Origin of the sequence: Neorhizobium tunisiense, assembly GCF_039631515.1 — a bacterium.
Lineage (GTDB): Bacteria > Pseudomonadota > Alphaproteobacteria > Rhizobiales > Rhizobiaceae > Neorhizobium.
Map to the genome: position 1 here is coordinate 83,804 of NZ_JBDIUU010000008.1, position 20,303 is coordinate 104,106.

A 20,303-nucleotide genomic window follows, 5' to 3' on the forward strand; every position below is an offset into this window, starting at 1 on the left:
CGGTGGCCGCGCGGTTGGGTGGCCCGCCAGGAACCGGGCTTACGAAACGAGGACCTGAACCGAAAGACTGCCCCTTGGATACCCGCAAGACCGTGCCGCTGATCGTCGCATCGGCTCTCATCATGCAGCAGATCGATTCGACGGCGATCGCCACGGCCCTGCCGACGATCGCCGACGCGCTCGGCGAGCCGCCGCTGGCGCTGCATTCGACGATCACCGTCTACATGCTGTCGCTCGGCGTGTTCCTGCCCTTGAGCGGCTGGCTTGCCGATCGTTTCGGCGCGCGGCTGGTGTTCTGCTCGGCGATCGCGCTGTTCACTTTCGCGTCGCTGCTCTGCGCCGCCTCGACCAGCCTCACCATGCTGATCGCCGCGCGCGCCCTGCAGGGTTTCGGCGGCGCGTTGATGCTGCCGACGGCACGGCTGATCCTGGTGCGCTCCGTGCCGCGCGAGGAACTGGTTTCCGCCATGGTGCTGATGAGCATGCCGGCCGTGGTCGGCCCGGCGATCGGGCCGCTGCTCGGCGGTTTCATCACCGGCATCAGTTCATGGCATTGGATCTTCTGGATCAACCTGCCGGTCGGCATCGCGGCGATCATCCTGACGCTTGCGCTCATCGAGAAAATCCCGCCGACGGAGCGCACCTCCTTCGATTTTCCGGGCTTCATACTCACCGGCTTCGGCATCGGTGCGGTCATCTTCGGCTTCGATTCCTTCGCCCGCGGCATGAATTCCAGCGCGTTGATCCTGGTTGTGAGCGGCATCGCCCTGCTCGGCCTCTACATCCGCCATGCGCGCAAAACGCCGAATGCCATTCTCGACCTCAAACTCTTTCGGTATCCCACATTCAGATCGAGCGTCACCGGCGGTTCGCTGTTCCGCATCAGCATGGGCGCCCTGCCCTTCATGCTGCCACTGCTGATGCAGGAGATTTTCCGCTATACGCCGCTGCAGTCCGGCGCGATCACCTTCGTCTCGACGATCGGCGCCTTCGGCATGCGAACCATGACGAGACGCATCCTGCGTCGTTTCGGCTTCCGCAGCGTGCTCTTCTGGAACGCATTGATCGCCAGCGCCTCGATGGCGCTGCTCGCCACTTTCACACCCGGCACGGCACCGGTCGTCATGGTGATCATCATTCTGTTCGGCGGCTTCTTCCGGGCGTTGCAGTTCACGTCGCTGAACACTCTGACATTTGCGGAAACGGCAGACCCGGAGATGAGCCACGCGACGTCGCTGTCGCAGATGGCGCAACGCATCGCCCAGAGTACGGGGGTGGCGATGTCGGCGATGCTCTTGCACTATTTTTCCGGCGGCTCCGAAACGCTGACCAACTTCGCCTTCGCGATGTCTTTCATCATCATCGCGATCATTTCCGCATCTTCGTGCGTCTCCTTCTTCCGCCTGTCAAAGACGGCCGGCGACATGCTCGCGGGCCGCAAAAGGGAGGCGAAGGAGGAAAGAATAGCGGCCGAACAGGCCGACGCGGCGGAGTAACGATGTGGCCGCCTATGGGCATGGCATATGAAAGCTCGCCGACATTGGCCGGCGAGCCCTCCGTGGCTGCGACCCGGTGTGTGATCGGTTGCAGCCACCTGAGCAGGCGCGCGCGAGCGCGATCCCGGCCGGGTCCCGGCCATGGATCATGGTCAAGGACCGCCTGCGGGCGGCTCACGGCTACGGGATTGTTTTCGCTTCTCGGTCAGCCCGGTCCCAGGCGACTACTGGATCAGCGAGGCGACGTTGCGTGTTGTTGGAGCTTTGGTGGGCTTTGCATCGACCGGGACGATATCAACAACCTCCGAAAGCAGGAACTGCTTTGGAGACCCACAGATGGTGGCGTAGACGATCCGGTCTAATATTTTCAGGCTTTCGGACACGAAGGTCCGTTGGTCGCCATTGTCGAGCACCGATACAACGTACATGTTGATCCCATAGAGGTTAGGCGCGCAGGTCATTCGCGCACCAACATTTCTAGCCACCCATGGTTAATGGGACGTTAATTCCAGTATTGAGAAGATGACGTAATGGTTCTCCGGATGGCCTCAGCATATAGATGGCGGATTCACGCGGCCGTCCGCTGTTTTTCCAAGGCGGCGATCACATCGTCCGACTCCGCCGTCCAGCCGAAAAGCAGTTCGATTGCGAGCAGCGACGCTTCGTGATTGCTGCGTGCCGCATCCGCGGCAATCGGCTCCGCCGTGCAATCCCGCAGTACGACCGGGCGGTAGTCCCTAAATGTCGCGTCGCGGACGGTCGATTCGACGCAGATGCTGGTCGTCGCCCCGGTGAAGACCAGCGTATCGATGTGCCGGGCGCGCAGAATAGAATCGAGCGGCGTCTCGAAAAATGCGCTGTACCGATGTTTGGAAACCACCACGTCGCCCGGCTTCGGTGCAAGTTCCGGCACGATCGCCGTATTCCAGGTGTCGCGCACCAGAATGCCGCTCTCGCTGCCATCCGGCGCCGTGACGCCGCGGCCGACATTCATGCGCCGGTGCTTGATCCTGTGGGGAGACTGCTCGCCTCCGGCATCCGAGAGGTCTGGATTGTGTTCCTGCCGCGTATAGACAACCAGAAGCCCGGCGCTGCGCGCCGCGTCGAGCACTCGTGCAATGCGCGGCACCAATCGCTCTATCGGCGCGATATCGATACCGGCAATGTCGAACATTCCGCCGCGGCTGCCAAAATCATTCTGCATGTCGATGACGATAACGGCCGTTCGCCGCGGATCGAAACTCACCTCTTCGGGACGCGCGGTTATGGAAAAGTGCATCTCCATCTGTTTCCCCTCCAGAGATCGCGGCGCATGCGCCATGGATTGCTACCGCTGACGATACCACGCGTCTTGCGCCAAGACCATTTTCCCATAGCCGCCGGACCACCGCGCAGCCTTCCCCTTGAAATAAATTAGTTGGCATGCTAACTGATGCGCATATAAAGCTTAGCACACTAACTTTAAGCTCACGATGAAACCCGATCCGATCGCATCCGAATTCTTCGAAGCGCTGACCAAGGTCAGCCGCAAGATCCGCACGGCCTTTAACCAGCAGGTGACGGCGCATGGGTTGACCTATCCGCGCGCCCGCGCCCTGTTCCGCCTCGCCAAGAAGCAGAACATGACGCAGAGCGAGCTTGCCTGCGACCTGGAGCTCGAACAGGCGACCATGGTGCGTCTCCTGGACCGGATGGAGGAGAACGGTCTGATCGAACGTCGGCCAGACCCGAACGACCGCCGCGTCAAGCTTCTGTTCCTGACCGCCCATGGCGAGGAACAGGCCGACCTCGTCCGCTCGATCGCCGACCGGATGCGCGAGCAGATCTTTCAGGATATCGATCCCGACCAGATGCATGTCGCCATGGCACTGTTCGAGCGCATCACCGTCAATATCGGCGAGCTGGAGGACATCGATGTCCTCGCGTGACGCGGCAGCAAGGCAGGAGGACGCAACGATCATTCGGCCGGATTTCCGCAAAAACGCGGAGCCGGCCGAAACCGTTGAGGCCGTCAAGGCACCGCCGGAACCCTCAGCCCCCTCCGCGCCCGCCCCCTCCACGCCTGCTCCGGCCACGCCTGCTCCAGCCACGCCGCCCGCCTTCGTCCCCAAGTCACGCATGATGATCGCCGCCTATATGCTGGCCGGCACGCTGATCGCCCTGACGCAAGGGCTCGGCATGAGCTTCATCTCCACCAATCTGCAGCAGATCGCAGGCCCGATGGATCTGACCCAGACGGAAGCCACCTGGCTGATGGCGGCCTATCTCTTCCCGAATGCCAGCCTGACGCTGCTGCTCTTCAAGGTGCGGGCCCAATATGGCCTGCGCAACTTTGCCGAGGTGGCGATCGTCGTCTATGTGCTGGTGTGCCTGGCGCATTTCTGGGTCGACAGCTACGAGAGCGCGCTGGCGCTGCGCTTCTTCGCGGGCGTTGCCGCCGCGCCGATGACCTCGCTCGGCTTCCTCTACATTCTCGAGTCGGTCTCCCCGGCAAAGAAGATGAGCGTCGGCCTCTGCGCCTCGCTGACGGCGCTTGCCCTTCCCACGCCGGTGACCGGCATCATCTCGCCTTATCTGCTGGATATCGGCAGTTATCACGCGCTCTATCTCGTCGAGATGGGGCTCGCCATGATCTCGCTCGGCCTCGTCTACGTGCTGCCGCTCGCCTCCCCGCCGCGTGCGAAAGTGATCAGCAGCCTCGATGTCGTCAGCTACATCTTCCTCGCCATCGGGCTCGGCTGTTTTGCCGTCGTGCTCACGGTCGGCAAGCTCTACTGGTGGACGGCGGTCGACTGGCTCGCCTGGATGATCATCGCAGGCATCGCCGCCTCGGCGATCTTCGCAGCGATCGAACTCAACCGCAAGAACCACCTGGTCGACATCCGGTGGCTCACCTCCCGGGAAATCCTACATTTCACCGGCGCGCTGATGGTCTCCCGCCTCGTGCTGTCCGAACAGACCAGCGGCGCGGTCAATTTCCTGCGCAATGCCGGCATGCTGAACGAGCAGATGGCCGGGCTCTACTGGGTCATCCTCGCCGGGGCCGTGATTTCCGGGGTCGTCTGCGCCATGATCATGAAGCCCGGCCGCGAGCCGCTGATCCACGCGGCCTCGCTGCTGCTGGTCGCGGTCGGCAGCTATATGGACAGCCAGTCGACCATCCTCACCCGCCCGGAACAGATGTATCTCAGCCAGTTCCTGGTCAGCTTCGCGGGCGGTCTTTTCCTGCCGCCGGCGCTGACGATCGGCCTGGGAGCGGCGATGAAGCGCGGCCCGAGCTACATCTTGTCCTTCATCGTCGTTTTCCTCGCCACCCAGAAGATCGGCGGTTATCTCGGCAGCGCGCTCTACGGCACTTTCGTACAGTGGCGCGAGCAGTTCCACTCCTTCCGCCTTGTCTCGCAGCTTGCCTCCACCGATCCGCTGGTCGCAACCCGCCTGAAACAGCTCGGCGGCGCCTATGGCAAGGTGCTGACCGACCCGAATCAGCAAGTGGTCCAAGGTGCTGCCCTGTTCACCAAGCAGGTGCAGCAGCAGGCCTATGCGCTCGCTTACAACGACTCCTTCCTGCTCACCGCCTGGGCGTCGCTCGCAGCGCTTGGCCTTCTTCTCCTCCACGTGGCCTGGCGCAACCGTCACCGGCTTCTGCCAACCAGGAACCCGATGCCCGCCGCCGCTTGAAGCCCCGAGCAGATCCCCAAAAACGAAGAACAAGAAACGAAACTGCCATGTCCAAGATCTTCCGCTTCATCGCCACCTATGTGGCGCTCGCCATCGGCGCCGCGGGCATCGTCGTCGTGCTCTATGCCTGGAACCTGCCGCCCTTCCACGGCTCGGTCGAGACCACCAACGACGCCTATGTGCGCGGCCAGGTGACGATCCTCAGCCCCCAGCTTGCCGGTTACCTTACCGAAGTGCCGGTCCAGGACTATCAACGGGTCAGCCGGGGCGACCTGATCGCCAGGATCGACGACCGCATCTACGCCCAGAAGCTCGAACAGGCGAAAGCGGCACTGGCGACGGCAGAAGCTTCGCTCTCCAATTCCGAACAGAGCCGCAAGTCGGCCGAAGCCAAGATCCAGTCCGCCAAGGCCGCCATCGAAAGCGCCACCGCCGCCTTCGACGCCGCAAGGACCGCCTACGACCGCACCCAGAGCCTGCTCGAAAAGAACATCGCCACCCAGAGCGAGTCGGAAAAGAACCGCGCCGCCTTCAATCAGGCCCAGGCCGCCGTGCATCAGGCTGAAGCCGCCGAACTGGTCGCCGAACAGGATCTCAATACGATCGTCGTCAGCCGCAAGTCGCTGGAGGCCAATGTCGAGAGCGCCAAGGCGGCGGTAAAGCTCGCGGAGATCGACCTCGCCAATACCCGCATCACCGCGCCGCAGGATGGCACGCTCGGCGAGGTCGCCGGCCGCATCGGCCAGTATGTCTCGGTCGGCACCCAGATCGGCTCGATCGTGCCTACGCATGTCTGGGTAGTCGCCAATTTCAAGGAAACCCAGCTCGGCGGCATGGCTGCCGGCCAGAAAGTGACCTTTACCGTCGATGCCCTCGGCCATGAGAGGTTCACTGGCCGGATCGAGCGTTTCGCCCCGGCCACGGGTTCGGAGTTCTCGGTCATCAAGGCCGACAACGCCACCGGCAACTTCACCAAGGTTGCCCAGCGCATCCCGGTCCGGATCGCCATCGAGCCGCAACAGCCGCTCACCGACAGGCTCGTCCCTGGCATGTCGGTGGTCGCACGCGTAGACCTCGCGCAAGGCGGCGCGGCTCCAGCCGAGGCAGCGGAAATTCGCTGATCGCCGTCCGCCGCGATCCGCGAATTCCGCCCTTCGGCGATCCGACGGAGAACGCCCCGCGCCTGTTCAGCATTTTGGCGCGGGGCGTTTTGTTTTTCAGTCCCGGCCATATCTTGATGGCCGGGACGCATGAAACGGGTGGGCGCCGCCCGCTTTTCGGCCTGTAGTGCTCCGGTCCTCGTGAATACCGGAACTTCAACATGCTGTCGTTTTTGGCACTGCACGCAATCACCGCCCGGTGTTGCGACGGTCCGCATCCCAAGTTGATCGAAGCTCTACAGTGCGAGGGAGCCTGCTTTGCAGCTGCCCGCGTCGGAAATGACCAGGGTGCTTCTCCCCATTCCCCGCGACGCCTCCCGATGTCGTATCCATACTGCCTGCAAATAGCCATGGAGCGTCATTCCCCATTTGACGCGCCGCACCAATTGGCTAACATTGCCGGAAAGTCTAGGTATCTCCATGAGCGTCCGCCCTCCCCAGTCTCTCTATCAGCCAGGCTTCACCAATACCGGCTTCAACGTGCTGGAATACGAGTTGCAGTCCGAGCGAGCGGCAGCGCTCGGGCGAGCGGGGCTGAAGGTGGAAGAGGCACTCGCCGCGTTGAATGCGTGGAGCCCGGAGCGAGACAGCGACGCAGAGCGCAAGAGCCTTTGCGACGATGCGGCGGATGCCGTCTGGGGGCTGTTCATCCAGCGCGAAATCTGCGGACTTCGAAACAATCGCGAAATCGTCAAGCGTTATGCGATCCCGGGCGAGGTCCTTTCAAGGGTCGGGGCGATCCGCAGGTGAAACCCGGCCGCAAGTGAGATTTGAAAATGCCCGCAGGCCTTTATCGAAGCACTGCGGCTGGAAGATGGATTTGAGCAATGACCAGACCCGTGATCGGCGTGATCGGGAATACCTATAATGTCGAAAACCGCTTCTCAGCTCAGCTCGTCGGCGAGCAGAACCTGAGGGCAATCGCCGAAGTCACCGGCGCCCTGCCGCTGATGTTCGCCGGCAATCCCAACATCACCGACATCCCGACGCTGCTCGATACCGTCGACGGCATCCTGTTGACCGGCGCCCGGGCCAATGTCCATCCGAGCCATTTCAACACCGAGCCGCATGCCCGCCACGAGCCTTATGACCAGAACCGCGATGCCGTGGCCCTGCCGCTGATCAATGCCTGCGTGGCTGCCGGCATACCGGTATTCGGCATCTGTCGCGGCTTTCAGGAGATGAACGTCGCGGCCGGCGGCTCGCTGCACCCGGAGATCCGCGAACTGCCCGGACGCATGAACCACCGCATGCCGCGGCTCGAGAACGGCGAGATCCATCCGGACATGACCGTCGTCTTCGCCGACCGGCATGACGTCCAGCTCACCCCGGACGGCGTGTTCGCCCGCCTGCTCGGCCGCGAGACGATCCGGGTCAACTCCCTCCATGGCCAGGGAGTAGACAAACTGGGAAACCGCATTGTCGTCGAAGGCGTGGCGGAAGACGGCACGATCGAAGCAATCCGGTTCAAGGAGGCGCAAGGGTTTGCCCTTGGCGTGCAATGGCATGCCGAATATGATCCGCAGATCAATCCCATCAACCGTGCCCTGTTCGAGGCTTTTGGCGAGGCCGTCAGGGCGCGCAGGAACGGCTCTTAGACGGAAAACCGCTACCTCGCATTACCGTCGTCGAAGTGCTGCACCAGCTACTCGTAATAGCGCGGCTGCTTGCTCCGAAGCTCGGCGCTCGAGAACGGCGGCCGGTCGATGCCGCCGAACCGGTAGACGCTGGCGGTCACCGCGAAGAATTCCCGGTGATTGCTCATCATGCAGGAATCGCCCGGCCAGAATTGCCTGCCCCGGTCGAAGAACTGTTTGATGTCCGCATTGTCGAAGCCCCGCGGCCGCATCTTGTCGTGATAGGCATGCAGGAACTCATGCAGGCTGCGGCTGCTTTCTCCCATGGCCAAACACGCAGTATAATCGCATCCCGCGCGCTTCACCCTGGGGTCTCGATCGAGCTGCGTAGCCCGTTCTGCCGTCTTGGCAATTGGGAAGGCCAGGAATAACCTCCACCTGGGAAGCCTTGGAGGGTACCATGACATCGAGTTTCAATGTCCGCAGCGCCGGCGGTTATGAGCAACTGATGGGACGTTGGAGCCAGAAGCTGGCACCGCTGCTCATCGATTTCGCCGGTCTTGAAGATGGAGAAAAGGTGCTCGACGTCGGCTGCGGCACCGGAAGCCTGACATTTGCGCTGCCGAAAGCAGCCAATCTCTCCGAGATCGCCGCGATCGACTATTCGCCCGTTTTCGTCGAAGAAGCGAAGCGCCGCAACACGGACCCGAAGATCAGGATCAGCCAGGCGGATGCCTGCGCACTGCCGTTCGAAGACGGATATTTCGACCGGGCGATGGCGCTTCTGGTCCTGCATTTCGTGCCGGAAGCGGACAAGGCCGTGGCCGAGATGCGGCGCGTCGTGCGTCCCGGCGGCGTGGTCGCCGCCACCGTCTGGGATCATCTCGGCGGAATGCCGGCGATGCGGATGATGTGGGATACCGTGTCCATGCTGGACGATAACGCCCGCCAGATGCGAAGCCACCACTTCTTCCAGCCTATGATGCAACCGGGCGAGATGAAGCAAAGCTTCATCCGGCAGGGTCTCGTCGACGTGGCAGAGGTCTCCCTGATGATCCGAATGGATTTCGCGTCCTTCGACGACTACTGGGGACCGATCGCCGCCGGCGAAGGACCACTCGGCAAATATGTCGCGTCGCTCGACCCCGTGTTGCGCTCGAAAACCGATGCCGCCGTCAGGGGAGCCTATGAGGCAGGCAAGCCCGACGGCCCACGCTCGTTTGTCTCCGTCGCCTGGGCCTGCCGGGGTGTCGCGCCCGCCGCCTGATCGCCTCGATGCACAAACACGGCGCCCACCCGGTGTTTCCACCGGAAGGGCGTTCCTCATCAGCCCAATGTGGCGGCTCAGTGCGCCGAATGGGCCTGTCCGCCCTTCTTTTTCGCATCATGGGTGTGGTGGCTGTCGCGTTCGCCACCGCCGCCAGAGACGCGGCTCCTGGAGCGCTGATCGTCGTCGGCCGGCGGCTTCTTTACCTCAAGCGGCACACCCTTTTTCGCATTGGGGGCATTTTCATGGGACGCACCCGGCCCGCCCTGGCGGATGCTCGCAGGCGTCTTGGTCGATGTCGACATGGTGAAACTCCCTATCGGTCCTGCTGATGACCCTGATGGGTCGTGTTGACCTTGGTATTGCCCTGCTGGCCCTGCTTGCCGGGATCGTTCGCCGGCTGAAGTTTGCCACGCTTGATATCGGACGCATGGGTCTGTTCGCCGGAGCCTTTGTGGCTTAGGTTCTCAGAGGGCGTCGGGGGAAGTCTGCTGCTCATGAAAGGCCTCCTTTTCTTCAGGTTTCCTACTGGTCTAACCAGCGGAGAGTCCCGATGTTCCATCGGAAGAGTTGCCGCCTTGGGTCAGGAACCCCGCGCCGCGCTCTCGCGTTCGAACAGGTTGAGAGGCAGGGAGGGCTTTCGATGAACAACTTTCAGGATCAGCTTGCAGCCGTTATGCAGCAGGCCACGCTGCCGATAGAACGCAAGTGGTGGCATGCCGCCACCGTCTATCAGGTCTATCCGCGCAGTTTCTGCGACCTGGATGGCGACGGCATCGGCGACATTCCAGGCATAACCTCCAAGCTCGGCTATCTGAAATCGCTCGGCATCGACGTGATCTGGCTCTCGCCGATCTACAAGTCGCCGATGGACGACAACGGCTACGACATTTCCGACTATCAGGACATCGCCCCGGAATTCGGCACGCTTGCCGATTTCGACATGCTGGTGGCGGAGGCGAAAAGGCGCGACATAGGCATCGTGCTCGACCTTGTCGTCAACCACACGTCGGACGAACATCCGTGGTTCGTCGAAAGCCGCAAGGGGCCGGGCAATCCGTTCCGCGACTTCTATATCTGGCGCAAACCGGCAAGAGACGGCGGGCCGCCCAACGGCCTCAAGTCCTCCTTCGGCGGACCGGCCTGGACGCTCGATACCTTAAGCGGTGAATATTACCTTCACCTGTTTTCGACCCGCCAGCCGGATCTCAACTGGGAAAACCCGAAAGTCCGCACCGAGATCTACGAGATGATGAACTGGTGGCTGGCGCGCGGCATCGCCGGCTTCCGCATGGACGTCATCGATTATATCGGCAAGCAGGTGGACCAGGCGATTATCCATGACGGCCCGCACCTGCACGACTACCTGCAGGAGATGAACCGCGAAACCTTCCGCAACCGCGATATCCTGACCGTCGGCGAGACCTGGAGCGCGACGCCCGGTTCCGCACTCCTCTATTCCGGCCGCAACCGCCACGAACTGTCGATGATCTTCCAGTTCGAGCACGTCACCCAGCAATGGGACGAAGTCTACGGCAAATGGCGGTCGAAACCTTTCGACCTCGTGAAGCTGAAAGCGGTGCTCGGGAAGTGGCAATATGCGCTGTCGGATGACGGCTGGAACTCGCTGTTCTGGGGCAATCACGACCTGCCGCGCGCCGTCTCCAAATATGGAGACGCGACCGGTTATCCGGTGGAATCGGCCAAGATGCTGGCGACCGTACTGCACCTGATGAAGGGCACGCCCTTCATCTACCAGGGCGAGGAAATCGGCATGACCAACGTGCCGTTCACCACGATCGAGCAGTATCGCGATATCGAAACGCTCAACATGCACCGCCTCCATGTCGAGGCCGGCCTGTCGCCCGAGGAATTCATCAAGGGCGCCAACGAAAACGCTCGCGACAACGCCCGCACTCCGATGCAATGGAGCGCCGCACCCCATGGCGGTTTTTCGACCGGCGTGCCGTGGATAGAGGTCAATCCCAATTACTCGACGATCAACGCCGAACGGGAGATGACCGATGAAAAGTCGATCTGGAACCACTACCGCAAGCTGATCGCACTCCGCAAAGCCCATCAGGTGATCGTCTACGGGCTCTATCAGAGCTGGTTCGACAGCCACCCTGATGTCTTCGTCTATTCGCGAACGCTCGACGAGGAGCGCCTGGTGGTGGTGGCCAATTTCGCAGCCCGCGACGTGACGATCACGCTCCCGGGTGAACTGAGAATGTCGGGCGAGTGCCTGATCTCGAATTATGAACTGGTGGATGCGCTGGACGAGTACCTGACGCTGAAGCCCTATGAGGCTTTTGCGGTTCTGGCGCCGGCCCCTTGAAAAGGGCGTCAGTCATCCGCAGACCAGTCCGAAGGAAAATCCATGCCCCGCGGAAGAATACGGAGGATATTGACCCGGTCCCGCTGGACGACGAAAGCTATGGCGGCGCTGCGTTCAAATCCAATGACGCGCAGGCCCGGATGGATATGGCCTCGTACCGTTCCCCGCTCAGGAAATGCCGCCAGGCTCATGCAGCCGCCTCGATGCGATCGATATAGTTTCCAGCGCGTTCGTGCCCGGCCTCCCGGGCAATCGTCAGGTAGATCCGCCGGAGGTCAGCAGCGGCGGGTGGCCGAAATTCTGCATCATGAACCACGCTTGTCGGCTTTCGCCCGGCTGGCATGGAATTCGCGAAGCTCCGCGAACACTTTGGCTGCGGGAATACTGGGGCGCGAATCGTCTATCGCCTCCCGCACCTTGGTGCGCATGATTTCGTCCAGGGCCTCCCTTTCCCGCTCAAGCGCGCGCAGCGCAGCGCGCACCGCCTCGCTGGCGGACTCGTAGTCCCCCGATTCCACCATGGCATCGAGAACCTGTTGCTGTTTGCCGAGTGTCAGGGTGATGGATTTGTTGGTGCGCATGTCAGCCTATCCTTTGACGTCGCCTTATCCTGCTACACGACAGTGTCTTGTGCAATCTCCCGATCTGCGCAATGTCCGCCCGGCCGATGACTAGCTCCTCACCCGCAGCAGCCGCAGCGCATTGATCGTCACCAGCACCGTTGCCCCGGTATCCGCGAGGATCGCCGGCCATAACCCTGTGACGCCGATGATGGTGGTCACCAGGAAGACCGCCTTCAGGCCGAGCGCGATCGAAATGTTCTGGTAGATGTTGCGCATCGTCCGCTTCGACAATTCGATCATTGCCGCGATGTCGCCGACCCGGCCGTGCAGTGCTGCGGCGTCTGCGGTTTCCAGCGCGACGTCGGTGCCGCCCCCCATCGCGATACCGACATCGGCGGCAGCGAGCGCCGGTGCGTCGTTGATACCGTCGCCGACTTTGCCCACTACGAAGCCCTGGCGCTTCAGTTCGCCAACGATGCGGCTCTTGTCTTCCGGCATCAGTTCGGCGCGCACCTCGATGCCAAGGTCCTTGCCGATCGCGGTCGCGGTGCGGGCGTTGTCGCCGGTCAGCATGACGGTCTTGATGCCGGCGTCGGTCAGCGCCTTGAGGCCGGACTTGGCGTCGGCGCGCGGTTCGTCGCGCATGGCGATGGCGCCGGCCAGGACCCCGCCGACGATCAGGACCGAGACGGTCTTGCCTTCGTCGTTGAGGCCGGTGATCCGCCGGGAATGGGCCATCGGCAGCGACACCCGCTCGGCTGCGGCCTTGGGCGAACCGAGAAAAACCTCCTGGCCTTCGACGACAGCCGTAACGCCCTTGCCGCTGAGCGCCCTGGCATCGGTCGCGGCGGGAACCTCCACCTCGTCATCGGCCACCTTGGCGAGGATGGCGACGGCGAGCGGATGGCTGGAGCCGGTCTCGAGCGCGGCGGAAAAGCGCAGCACGTCCTCCGCATTGCGGCCGAAGGCGATCACGTCTGTCACCTGAGGCTTACCCGCTGTCAGCGTGCCGGTCTTGTCGAGCGCGACGGCGGTGATCTTGCCGAGCGTTTCCAGCACCGCGCCACCCTTCATCAGCAGGCCGCGGCGGGCACCTGACGACAGCGATGCGGCGATCGCCGCCGGCGTCGAGATCACCAGCGCGCAGGGGCAGCCGATCAAGAGGATCGCCAGGCCTTTGTAGACCCACTCGCTCCAGGACGCACCGGCAACGAGCGGCGGCAGGATGGCGACCAAAGCGGCAACGGCAACGACACCCGGCGTGTAATAACGCGAGAAACGGTCGATGAAGCGCTCGGTCGGGGCCTTGCTTTCCTGCGCCTCCTCGACCAGCCGCACCACGCGGGCAATCGTATTGTCCTCGGCAGCTGCCGTGACGCGCACTCGCAAGGCGGCATCGCCGTTGATCGTGCCGGCAAACACCGCGTCGTCGATGCCCTTGGCAACCGGCGTGCTTTCACCCGTCACAGGCGCTTCGTCGATCGCGCTTTCGCCGGCGACGATCACGCCGTCCGCGGAAATACGGTCGCCGGGACGAACGAGGATGATCGCACCGACGGCAAGGCTCTCGGCCGGCACTTCGCGGGCCTGGCCATTCTCTTCGAGAAGCGCGTTCTTCGGCACCAGTGCCGTCAGGCTCCGAATGCTCTGCCGCGCCTTGCCGGCCGCGACCCCTTCGAGCAGTTCGCCGATGAGGAAGAGGAAGACCACGGCGGCAGCCTCTTCGGATGCATCGATGACGATCGCGCCAACGGCGGCGATCGTCATCAGCATCTCGATCGAAAACGGCGTGCCGGCGAGCGCGGCCATGACGGCGCGGCGTGCGATCGGCACGAGACCGGTCAGCATTGCGGCGGTGAAGATATAGGTGTCATAGGCCGGGAAGAGATGGCCGATCCCGTAAGCCGCGGCCAACGCAATGCCGACCAGGAGGGTCAGGCGGCCCTTCACCGATTTCCACCACGGCCCGTCCATCGGCCCGTGATCATGGCCGTACGGGCCTTCGATTTCCGTTGTGCCGTGGCCGTGATCATGATGGGCGTGGTCGTGCCCACCGTCATGATGGTGGTGGTCGTGCGCCTTGCCGATCTCCCCTCTTGAGGGGGAGATGCCCGGCAGGGTAGAGAGGGGTGCCGCGGCGTGCTCTTCGGCCATTGAGTTCGCGGCACCACCCCCTTCTGTCATCTCCCCCGCAAGGGGGGAGACCGGGAGTTTGCCTCTTCCCAAGGCCCTGAGCGAATACCCAAGCCCCACGACCTTCTTCTCGATTGCGACGAGATCGCCGGTCCCGTCATGCTTCACCGTCATCGTGCCTGAAGCCACCGAAACGGACACGTCCTCGACACCCGGCATGCGGCGCACCGCGGTGTCGATCTTCGTCGCGCAGCTGGCGCAATCCATGCCGCCAACCTTGTATCGTGCCTGTGTCGTCGCGTTCATCGTCTCTTTCCCATTGGATCGAGCCCCGTCTCTACAACCTCTAGCAACTAGAGCTGCAAGGCCAAAAATCAGAAAAAATCGCTGGCGAAGCGCATTATCTTTGCTGTAAGCCATGGTGAAGACAGGGGCGTCCGGCAAAGCCGGGCTGAGAAGCACCCTTAGAACCTGAACCAGATCATGCTGGCGGAGGGAGTCGTTCGGGCGTTCACCATTGCGCCCCGCGCCTGCCCCGCCGAACGAGGCAGACATGCACACGACAATGCCCCTTGGACAGACCCCCGGCCAATTGCTCACCGCCATGCGCGCCAAAAATCCGCTCGTCCAGAACATCACCAATTTCGTGGCGATGAACATCGCCGCCAACGTGATGCTTGCGGCCGGCGCCTCTCCCGCCATGGTGCACACAAAGGAAGAGGCCGGCGAATTCGCCCGCATCGCGGCGGCACTGACGATCAATATCGGAACGCTGTCGCCGGATTTCCTGGCCGGCATGAAGATGGCAGCCGAAGCCGCCACCGAGGCCGGCAGGCCCTGGGTGCTCGATCCCGTCGCCCATTACGCCACTGCCTATCGCCGCGCGGCACTTTCCGAGCTCATGGAGTTGCGGCCGACGGTCATACGGGGCAACGCGTCGGAAATCATTGCGCTTGCCGGCGGCCAGTCGAGCGGCCATGGCGTCGACAGCGGCGACAGCGTCGTGGCGGCCGAAGACTCGGCCATTGCCATTGCCCAGCAGAAGGCCTGCGTGGTGGCAGTTACCGGCGAGGTGGATTTCGTCACCGACGGCCGACGCTCGGTCCGCATCCTCGGCGGTTCGGCCCTGATGCCGCGCGTTACCGCACTCGGCTGCTCGCTGACCTGCCTTGTCGGTGCCTTTGCGGCCAGCACGGACAAGCCCTTCGACGCGACGGTCGCCGCACTCGCCATGTTTGCCGTCGCGGGCGAGGAAGCAACCCTCACCGCGTCCGGCCCCGGCTTCTTCTCCCCCATCTTCCTTGACCGCCTCGCGGCCCTGACCGGCGAGTCGCTCGATGCCCAGGCAAGGATCGTCCCGGCATGACCAAGATGTTCGACCTTTCCGTCTACCTCGTCCTCGACCCGGATCTCTGCCACGGGATCGGCATGGTCGAGACGACCCGGCTGGCGGTCGCCGGCGGCGCCACCATCGTCCAGCTTCGCGACAAGCAGGCGGATACGGCAAAAATGATCGAAACCGGCAGGGCGCTGAAGGCGGTGCTGGCAGGCACCGGCGTGCCTCTCATCATCAACGACGACGTCGAGGCGGCGATCGCGATCGGCGCGGAAGGCCTGCATGTCGGCCAGGGCGACATGGTCGCCGCGATGGCACGGCAGCACATCGGTACCGGCATGATCCTCGGCCTTTCTGTGGAAACCGAGGAGCTGGCGCGGCGGGTGGATCCGTCGGTGGTCGATTATGTCGGCATCGGGCCGGTGTTTGCGACCGGTACCAAGCCGGATCACAAGCAGCCGATCGGCTTCGACGGCCTCGCCCGTATCGTCGCCATGGCTCCTGTCCCGGCCGTCGCGATCGGCGGCGTCAAGGCGGAACATGCCGGCCCGGCACTTGCCGCCGGCGCGAAGGGCATCGCGGTGGTGTCCGCGATTTGCGGCCAGCCCGATCCGAAAGCGGCGGCCCACAGGATCGCCGCGGAAATCGAAAGGGCTCGCGCATGACCATCAAAAACGTCCTGTCGATCGCCGGTTCGGATCCCTCCGGCGGAGCTGGCATACAAGCGGACCTGAAAACCTTCGCGGCTCGCGGCACCTACGGCATGGCGGCATTGACCGCGCTGACGGCCCAAAATACCCAAGGGGTCACGGGCGTACACGCGGTGCCTGCCGCCTTCGTCGCAAACCAGATTCGCACCATTTTTCTCGACGTGCGCGTCGATGCGGTGAAGATCGGCATGATCGCCAATGCCGAGATCGCCGAAATCGTCGCCGACGTGCTACGCCCCTACCGGGACAGCGTGCCGATCGTGCTCGATCCGGTCATGATCGCCAAAGGCGGATCGCCGCTTCTGGCACTCGATGCGGTGGATGCCGTCACCTACCGCCTGATGCCGCTTAGCTCCGTCGTCACCCCCAATCTGCCGGAAGCCGCGGCGCTGCTCGGCGAGACGATCGCCACCACCCGCGATCAAATGGCAGACCAGGCTGAGCGGCTGCTGAAGATCGGCCCCAAGGCGGTATTGGTGAAGGGCGGCCATCTGGAGGGCGAGGATAGCCCGGATGTGCTGGCCGATGCCGCCGGCATCCACTGGTTCGAGGGCAGACGCACCGCGACCAGCAACACCCACGGCACCGGCTGCACGCTCTCGAGCGCGATCGCCGCCGAACTCGCCAAGGGCGCCTCGCCGGCTGAAGCGGTCGCGATCGCCAAGACCTATCTCGCCGGCGCTATCGCTGCCGCCGACACCCTCACCGTCGGCACCGGCCACGGACCGGTATCGCATTTTTACGAGTGGTGGTGAGGCGATTCTCAAGGTGAAGGGCTCCGATCACGTCGGCGCGCAAAGCTCTTGATGCCGGGCCGCCGAAAGGGCGCTGCCGGCAGCTTTCTCGCGGTTGAAGGTGAGAACATAGTCATCGGCTCGATAAGGGTGACGACCGGTCCTCAGCCCTTCTGCGCTGCAATCTTCTCGAAGGCGATCGCGATCTCCTGGCTGCCGTAGGGCTTCTTCAGAAGCACTGCGCCTTCTACTGCCGCCTCGTCGGGAATGCGGTCGTTGCCGGTCGCGAACACGATGCCGACATCGGGAGATAGCTTGCGCGCCTGCTGCGCGAACTCTCCGCCGGAAAGACCCGGCAGGCCGAGATCGGTGACCACCACGTCAAAGCTGCGCGCCTCAATCATGGTCATTGCCTCCTCCGCCGTCGAGGCCTCGGAAACCCCATGCCCCAGTTCGGCCAGAAGATCGGCCGTGCTCATGCGGATCAGGAAATCGTCCTCGACCAGCAGCACCGAATAGCGCGGCAGAACCGGCCGCTGCCCGATCGGCGGGGCGGGCGGATTGGCAGCGAACGACGCCCTCACCCGGTTGCGATGCTGCTGGCCGTTCAGCACGTGGCGGATCTTTCGCGCCAAGGCCTCGCGGGTATAGGGTTTGGAGAGCAGTTCGACTCCGGGATCGAGCCGGCCACCGTGCACGATCGAGTTTTCCGTATAACCGGAGGTGAACAGCACGGCGATATCCGGCATCCGCTCGCGGGCATGCCTGGCAAGCTCGGTGCTCTTCAGCGGTCCCGGCATCACCACGTCGGTAAAGAGAAGATCGACCGGCACACCGCTTTCGATAACACTCAGTGCGCCCGCAGCGTCCTTCGCCTTCAGCACGGCATAACCCAGATCGCCGAGCAGCTCGACGACAGTGGCACGCACCTGCTCGTCGTCCTCCGCCACCAGAATGGTTTCGCTGCCGCCGGTCACCGGACCGAAATCGGCGTCGGTGACGAGATCCTCGCTGCGCTGGACGCGGGGGAAATAGATCTTGACGGTCGTACCCTGGCCAAGCTCGCTATAGATCTTGATATGGCCACCCGACTGCTTGACGAAGCCGTAGACCATGGAAAGGCCGAGGCCGGTGCCCTTTCCGACGGGCTTGGTCGAGAAGAACGGTTCGAACACCTGTTCCATCACCTGCGGCGCCATGCCGGTGCCCGTGTCGGTCACCGCCAGCATCACATATTGGCCGGCCGGCACGTCCCCGTGCTGGCGCACGTAATTGTCGTCAAGGAAAGCGTTGCCCGCCTCGATCGTCAGCTTGCCGCCGTTTTCCATGGCGTCGCGGGCATTGATCGCGAGGTTCAGCAGCGCGTTCTCGATCTGGGTGGGGTCGACCAGCACGTTCCAAAGGCCGCCGGAACGGATCGTCTCGACCTCGATATCCTCGCCGAGCGTTCGGCGCAGCAGTTCTTCCATGCCGGTGAGGAACCGGCCGATATTGACGACCTTGGGCTCCAGCGGCTGGCGGCGACCGAAGGCGAGCAATTGGCTTGCCAGCTTGGAACCGCGCTGCACGCCGGCAAGTGCATTCTCCACCCGGCGACCGGCGCGCTGGTTGCTGGCGACGTCCTTGGCGAGGAGCTGAAGATTGCCGGAAATCACCTGCAGCAGGTTGTTGAAGTCATGCGCCACGCCGCCTGTGAGCTGGCCGAGCGCTTCCATCTTCTGGCTCTGGCGCAGCGCCTCTTCCGCCTTCAGGCGTTCTGAAATCTCGGACGCGATCTTCTGTTCGAGGCTGGCGTTCAACGCCTGCAGCGCCTCCTCGGCGCGCTGGCGTTCTGCAAGGTCGCGCTCCGCTGCACGGAAGAGCCGCGCGTTATCGATGGCGATCGCCACCTGGCCCGCAGCACCCACCACCAGCCGCTCATGCTCCTCGCGGAATTGGCCGGGCTGGGCATGACCGAAGAAAAGGCCGCCGAGCACCTCGCCGGAGCGCGAGATCACCGGGACCGTAAGATAGCTGCGCACCGGCAGATGACCCTTCGGCATGCCGAAATACGGATCGTTCCGGCCGTAGCGTGGGTCCGCCATGATATCGTCGGAGCGGATAACGCTCTCACCGCCGAATGTCGGCGCGAAAACAGCCGTGTTGCGCGGCATCGGAAAATTCTCGAATGCCGACCGGGGGACGCCGGACAGCGCATAGAGCATGTAGCTTTCGCCGCGGTCGTTGATGACGTTGTAGAAGAAGGCTCCGAATTGCGCGCCGGTCAGTTCGACGCCGGCATCGGTGGTCATCTGCACGACCTTTTCGAGGTCGAGCTCGGCGGAAAGCTCAGCGCCGAGCCGATTCAGCACCTCGAGATGCCGGGTCTCCTTGAGAAGCGCGATCTCCGCCTTCTTCTGGTCGGTGACGTCGCTGCCCTGGATGAAGATGCCGGTCGGCTGGCCGGCGTCATCGACGATCGGCTGATAGACGAAATCCACGAAACGCTCTTCCGTCGGATGGCCAGGCTGGCGCGCCAACATCACGCTCACCCCCTGTCCGAGATGCGGGCGGCTGCTTCTGCGAACCTCATCCAGCAAGTCGGCAAAACCCTGCTCCGCCACTTCCGGCAAGGCATCGCGGATAGGCCGACCGAGCAGCTCGCGGCCGCCGACGAGGCGCATGTAGGCGCCGTTTGCCATTTCGAAAACATGGTCCGGTCCGCTCACCATAGCCATGAAGCCCGGCGCCTGATCGAACATCAGCCTCAGACGTTCGCCCTCGCCCTGAAGCCGCCGCTCGGCCCGCACTTTGGCCGTGTTCTCGACGACGATCGCCACTACCCCGAACGGCTTTCCAGCCTCGTCATAGACCGGGGAATAATAGAGATTCATAAATGCCGAGGCCGGCACGCCGGAGCGGTCGAGCAACATCTCCTGGTCGGAATAGGCAAGCGTGCCGCCAGCGAAACAGACCTTCATGACGTTGTCGTTGAAGTCGGCGACTTCAGGCCAGCCGTCGCGCACCTTGGAGCCGAGGATGCCCGGATGGCGCCGTCCGGCAAACTCGGAATAGGCGTCGTTGTAGATCATCACGCCATCCTCGTTCCACAGCGTGGCGATCGGGACCGGCGAACGAAGCACCAGGGAAATCGTCGTCTTGAGGCTCTGCGGCCAGGTGGCGATCGGACCAAGCGAGGTGCCCGCCCAATCGAAAGCCGCAATAAGACGGGCCATTTCGCCGTTATGGGAAAGAAAGGCTGTCTCGGCAGTCGAATGATTCATCATCGGGCTTTCGGCGGCGATAGGCACTATGCTGCCGTCTTACAT

The 20,303-nt window shown here is 63.2% G+C and carries 19 protein-coding genes, 1 pseudogene and 1 riboswitch; of the genes and pseudogenes, 11 read left to right on the top strand and 9 right to left on the bottom strand.

What is annotated here, in order from left to right; all coding sequences use genetic code 11:
• Positions 1-74 precede the first annotated feature (74 nt).
• The gene (locus ABCW43_RS21845; protein WP_345928339.1) at positions 75-1,496 is read left to right on the top strand and encodes a DHA2 family efflux MFS transporter permease subunit; all 1,422 of its coding nucleotides are present in this window, start codon (positions 75-77) and stop codon (positions 1,494-1,496) included.
• 224 nt (positions 1,497-1,720) lie between these two features.
• Here ABCW43_RS21845 and ABCW43_RS21850 read toward each other — a convergent pair whose 3' ends face one another.
• Positions 1,721-1,924, bottom strand: a complete 204-nt coding sequence (locus tag ABCW43_RS21850; protein WP_046635934.1) for a hypothetical protein — start codon at positions 1,922-1,924, stop codon at positions 1,721-1,723.
• Between the two features lie 140 nt (positions 1,925-2,064).
• Positions 2,065-2,781: a cysteine hydrolase family protein gene (locus tag ABCW43_RS21855; protein ID WP_345928342.1), complete on the bottom strand. Its 717-nt coding sequence runs from the start codon at positions 2,779-2,781 to the stop codon at positions 2,065-2,067.
• A gap of 187 nt (positions 2,782-2,968) precedes the next feature.
• Between ABCW43_RS21855 and ABCW43_RS21860 the strand changes: the two genes are divergently transcribed.
• From ABCW43_RS21860 to ABCW43_RS21880, 5 genes are all read left to right on the top strand, one after another.
• A complete protein-coding gene (locus tag ABCW43_RS21860) occupies positions 2,969-3,424 on the top strand; it encodes a MarR family winged helix-turn-helix transcriptional regulator (RefSeq protein ID WP_345928344.1) in 456 nt (151 codons plus the stop codon).
• Positions 3,411-5,177 (top strand): efflux MFS transporter permease, encoded by a 1,767-nt coding sequence (locus tag ABCW43_RS21865; protein ID WP_345928346.1) that lies wholly within the window; start codon positions 3,411-3,413, stop codon positions 5,175-5,177. The genes ABCW43_RS21860 and ABCW43_RS21865 overlap by 14 nt, the downstream gene beginning before the upstream one ends.
• Positions 5,178-5,224: 47 nt before the next feature.
• Positions 5,225-6,298: an HlyD family secretion protein gene (locus ABCW43_RS21870; protein ID WP_345928348.1), complete on the top strand. Its 1,074-nt coding sequence runs from the start codon at positions 5,225-5,227 to the stop codon at positions 6,296-6,298.
• Positions 6,299-6,757: 459 nt separating this feature from the next.
• Positions 6,758-7,087 (top strand): DUF6665 family protein, encoded by a 330-nt coding sequence (locus ABCW43_RS21875; RefSeq protein WP_345928350.1) that lies wholly within the window; start codon positions 6,758-6,760, stop codon positions 7,085-7,087.
• Between the two features lie 77 nt (positions 7,088-7,164).
• On the top strand, positions 7,165-7,935 hold the full coding sequence (locus ABCW43_RS21880; protein ID WP_345928352.1) for a gamma-glutamyl-gamma-aminobutyrate hydrolase family protein: 771 nt from the start codon (positions 7,165-7,167) through the stop codon (positions 7,933-7,935).
• A gap of 47 nt (positions 7,936-7,982) precedes the next feature.
• Here the strand turns inward: ABCW43_RS21880 and ABCW43_RS21885 are convergent.
• Positions 7,983-8,219: pseudogene (locus ABCW43_RS21885) on the bottom strand (hypothetical protein); the annotation flags it as partial.
• Positions 8,220-8,374: 155 nt separating this feature from the next.
• Between ABCW43_RS21885 and ABCW43_RS21890 the strand changes: the two are divergent.
• On the top strand, positions 8,375-9,181 hold the full coding sequence (locus ABCW43_RS21890) for a class I SAM-dependent methyltransferase (RefSeq protein WP_345928354.1): 807 nt from the start codon (positions 8,375-8,377) through the stop codon (positions 9,179-9,181).
• Positions 9,182-9,258: 77 nt separating this feature from the next.
• On the opposite strand, the gene ABCW43_RS21895 is transcribed toward ABCW43_RS21890, so the two are convergent.
• Both ABCW43_RS21895 and ABCW43_RS21900 read right to left on the bottom strand, forming a co-directional pair.
• Positions 9,259-9,486 carry a hypothetical protein gene (locus ABCW43_RS21895; protein ID WP_345928356.1) on the bottom strand — a complete coding sequence of 76 codons (228 nt, stop codon included), beginning with the start codon at positions 9,484-9,486 and terminating at the stop codon, positions 9,259-9,261.
• A gap of 11 nt (positions 9,487-9,497) precedes the next feature.
• Positions 9,498-9,680: a hypothetical protein gene (locus ABCW43_RS21900; RefSeq protein ID WP_345928358.1), complete on the bottom strand. Its 183-nt coding sequence runs from the start codon at positions 9,678-9,680 to the stop codon at positions 9,498-9,500.
• 144 nt (positions 9,681-9,824) lie between these two features.
• Here ABCW43_RS21900 and ABCW43_RS21905 point away from each other — a divergent pair, with 144 nt between their 5' ends.
• Positions 9,825-11,519: a glycoside hydrolase family 13 protein gene (locus ABCW43_RS21905; RefSeq protein WP_345928360.1), complete on the top strand. Its 1,695-nt coding sequence runs from the start codon at positions 9,825-9,827 to the stop codon at positions 11,517-11,519.
• 8 nt (positions 11,520-11,527) lie between these two features.
• On the opposite strand, the gene ABCW43_RS21910 is transcribed toward ABCW43_RS21905, so the two are convergent.
• From ABCW43_RS21910 to ABCW43_RS21920, 3 genes are all read right to left on the bottom strand, one after another.
• The gene (locus tag ABCW43_RS21910; protein ID WP_345928361.1) at positions 11,528-11,710 is read right to left on the bottom strand and encodes a type II toxin-antitoxin system RelE/ParE family toxin; all 183 of its coding nucleotides are present in this window, start codon (positions 11,708-11,710) and stop codon (positions 11,528-11,530) included.
• A gap of 114 nt (positions 11,711-11,824) precedes the next feature.
• Positions 11,825-12,100, bottom strand: coding sequence for a type II toxin-antitoxin system ParD family antitoxin (locus tag ABCW43_RS21915; RefSeq protein ID WP_345928363.1), 276 nt, complete (start codon positions 12,098-12,100; stop codon positions 11,825-11,827).
• Between the two features lie 90 nt (positions 12,101-12,190).
• Complete coding sequence (locus tag ABCW43_RS21920) at positions 12,191-14,521, bottom strand: heavy metal translocating P-type ATPase (RefSeq protein WP_345928365.1); 2,331 nt, start codon at positions 14,519-14,521, stop codon at positions 12,191-12,193.
• A 113-nt stretch (positions 14,522-14,634) separates the two neighbouring features.
• A riboswitch (TPP riboswitch) is annotated at positions 14,635-14,730 on the top strand.
• A 50-nt stretch (positions 14,731-14,780) separates the two neighbouring features.
• On the opposite strand from ABCW43_RS21920, the gene thiM reads away from it, so the two are divergent.
• Genes thiM through thiD form a run of 3 tightly spaced genes read left to right on the top strand, consistent with a single transcriptional unit; the run spans position 14,781 to position 17,016 of the window.
• Positions 14,781-15,581: a hydroxyethylthiazole kinase gene (gene thiM / locus ABCW43_RS21925; protein WP_445738991.1), complete on the top strand. Its 801-nt coding sequence runs from the start codon at positions 14,781-14,783 to the stop codon at positions 15,579-15,581.
• A complete protein-coding gene (gene thiE, locus ABCW43_RS21930) occupies positions 15,578-16,216 on the top strand; it encodes a thiamine phosphate synthase (protein WP_345928369.1) in 639 nt (212 codons plus the stop codon). Before thiM ends, thiE begins: the two co-directional genes overlap by 4 nt.
• Positions 16,213-17,016 carry a bifunctional hydroxymethylpyrimidine kinase/phosphomethylpyrimidine kinase gene (thiD, locus tag ABCW43_RS21935; RefSeq protein WP_345928372.1) on the top strand — a complete coding sequence of 268 codons (804 nt, stop codon included), beginning with the start codon at positions 16,213-16,215 and terminating at the stop codon, positions 17,014-17,016. Before thiE ends, thiD begins: the two co-directional genes overlap by 4 nt.
• 143 nt (positions 17,017-17,159) lie before the next feature.
• Here thiD and ABCW43_RS21940 read toward each other — a convergent pair whose 3' ends face one another.
• Positions 17,160-20,261, bottom strand: coding sequence for a response regulator (locus ABCW43_RS21940; RefSeq protein ID WP_345928374.1), 3,102 nt, complete (start codon positions 20,259-20,261; stop codon positions 17,160-17,162).
• Positions 20,262-20,303 lie beyond the last annotated feature (42 nt).

Bases quoted from the DNA above. Each gene is read 5' to 3' on its own strand.
- ABCW43_RS21895 (WP_345928356.1), bottom strand. From the start codon at position 9,486: ATGTCGACATCGACCAAGACGCCTGCGAGCATCCGCCAGGGCGGGCCG.
- ABCW43_RS21855 (WP_345928342.1), bottom strand. From the start codon at position 2,781: ATGGAGATGCACTTTTCCATAACCGCGCGTCCCGAAGAGGTGAGTTTC.
- ABCW43_RS21890 (WP_345928354.1), top strand. From the start codon at position 8,375: ATGACATCGAGTTTCAATGTCCGCAGCGCCGGCGGTTATGAGCAACTG.
- ABCW43_RS21905 (WP_345928360.1), top strand. From the start codon at position 9,825: ATGAACAACTTTCAGGATCAGCTTGCAGCCGTTATGCAGCAGGCCACG.
- thiM (WP_445738991.1), top strand. From the start codon at position 14,781: ATGCCCCTTGGACAGACCCCCGGCCAATTGCTCACCGCCATGCGCGCC.
- ABCW43_RS21875 (WP_345928350.1), top strand. From the start codon at position 6,758: ATGAGCGTCCGCCCTCCCCAGTCTCTCTATCAGCCAGGCTTCACCAAT.
- ABCW43_RS21910 (WP_345928361.1), bottom strand. From the start codon at position 11,710: ATGAGCCTGGCGGCATTTCCTGAGCGGGGAACGGTACGAGGCCATATC.
- ABCW43_RS21865 (WP_345928346.1), top strand. From the start codon at position 3,411: ATGTCCTCGCGTGACGCGGCAGCAAGGCAGGAGGACGCAACGATCATT.
- ABCW43_RS21940 (WP_345928374.1), bottom strand. From the start codon at position 20,261: ATGATGAATCATTCGACTGCCGAGACAGCCTTTCTTTCCCATAACGGC.
- ABCW43_RS21915 (WP_345928363.1), bottom strand. From the start codon at position 12,100: ATGCGCACCAACAAATCCATCACCCTGACACTCGGCAAACAGCAACAG.
- ABCW43_RS21850 (WP_046635934.1), bottom strand. From the start codon at position 1,924: ATGTACGTTGTATCGGTGCTCGACAATGGCGACCAACGGACCTTCGTG.
- thiD (WP_345928372.1), top strand. From the start codon at position 16,213: ATGACCATCAAAAACGTCCTGTCGATCGCCGGTTCGGATCCCTCCGGC.
- ABCW43_RS21880 (WP_345928352.1), top strand. From the start codon at position 7,165: ATGACCAGACCCGTGATCGGCGTGATCGGGAATACCTATAATGTCGAA.
- ABCW43_RS21920 (WP_345928365.1), bottom strand. From the start codon at position 14,521: ATGAACGCGACGACACAGGCACGATACAAGGTTGGCGGCATGGATTGC.
- ABCW43_RS21900 (WP_345928358.1), bottom strand. From the start codon at position 9,680: ATGAGCAGCAGACTTCCCCCGACGCCCTCTGAGAACCTAAGCCACAAA.
- thiE (WP_345928369.1), top strand. From the start codon at position 15,578: ATGACCAAGATGTTCGACCTTTCCGTCTACCTCGTCCTCGACCCGGAT.
- ABCW43_RS21870 (WP_345928348.1), top strand. From the start codon at position 5,225: ATGTCCAAGATCTTCCGCTTCATCGCCACCTATGTGGCGCTCGCCATC.
- ABCW43_RS21860 (WP_345928344.1), top strand. From the start codon at position 2,969: ATGAAACCCGATCCGATCGCATCCGAATTCTTCGAAGCGCTGACCAAG.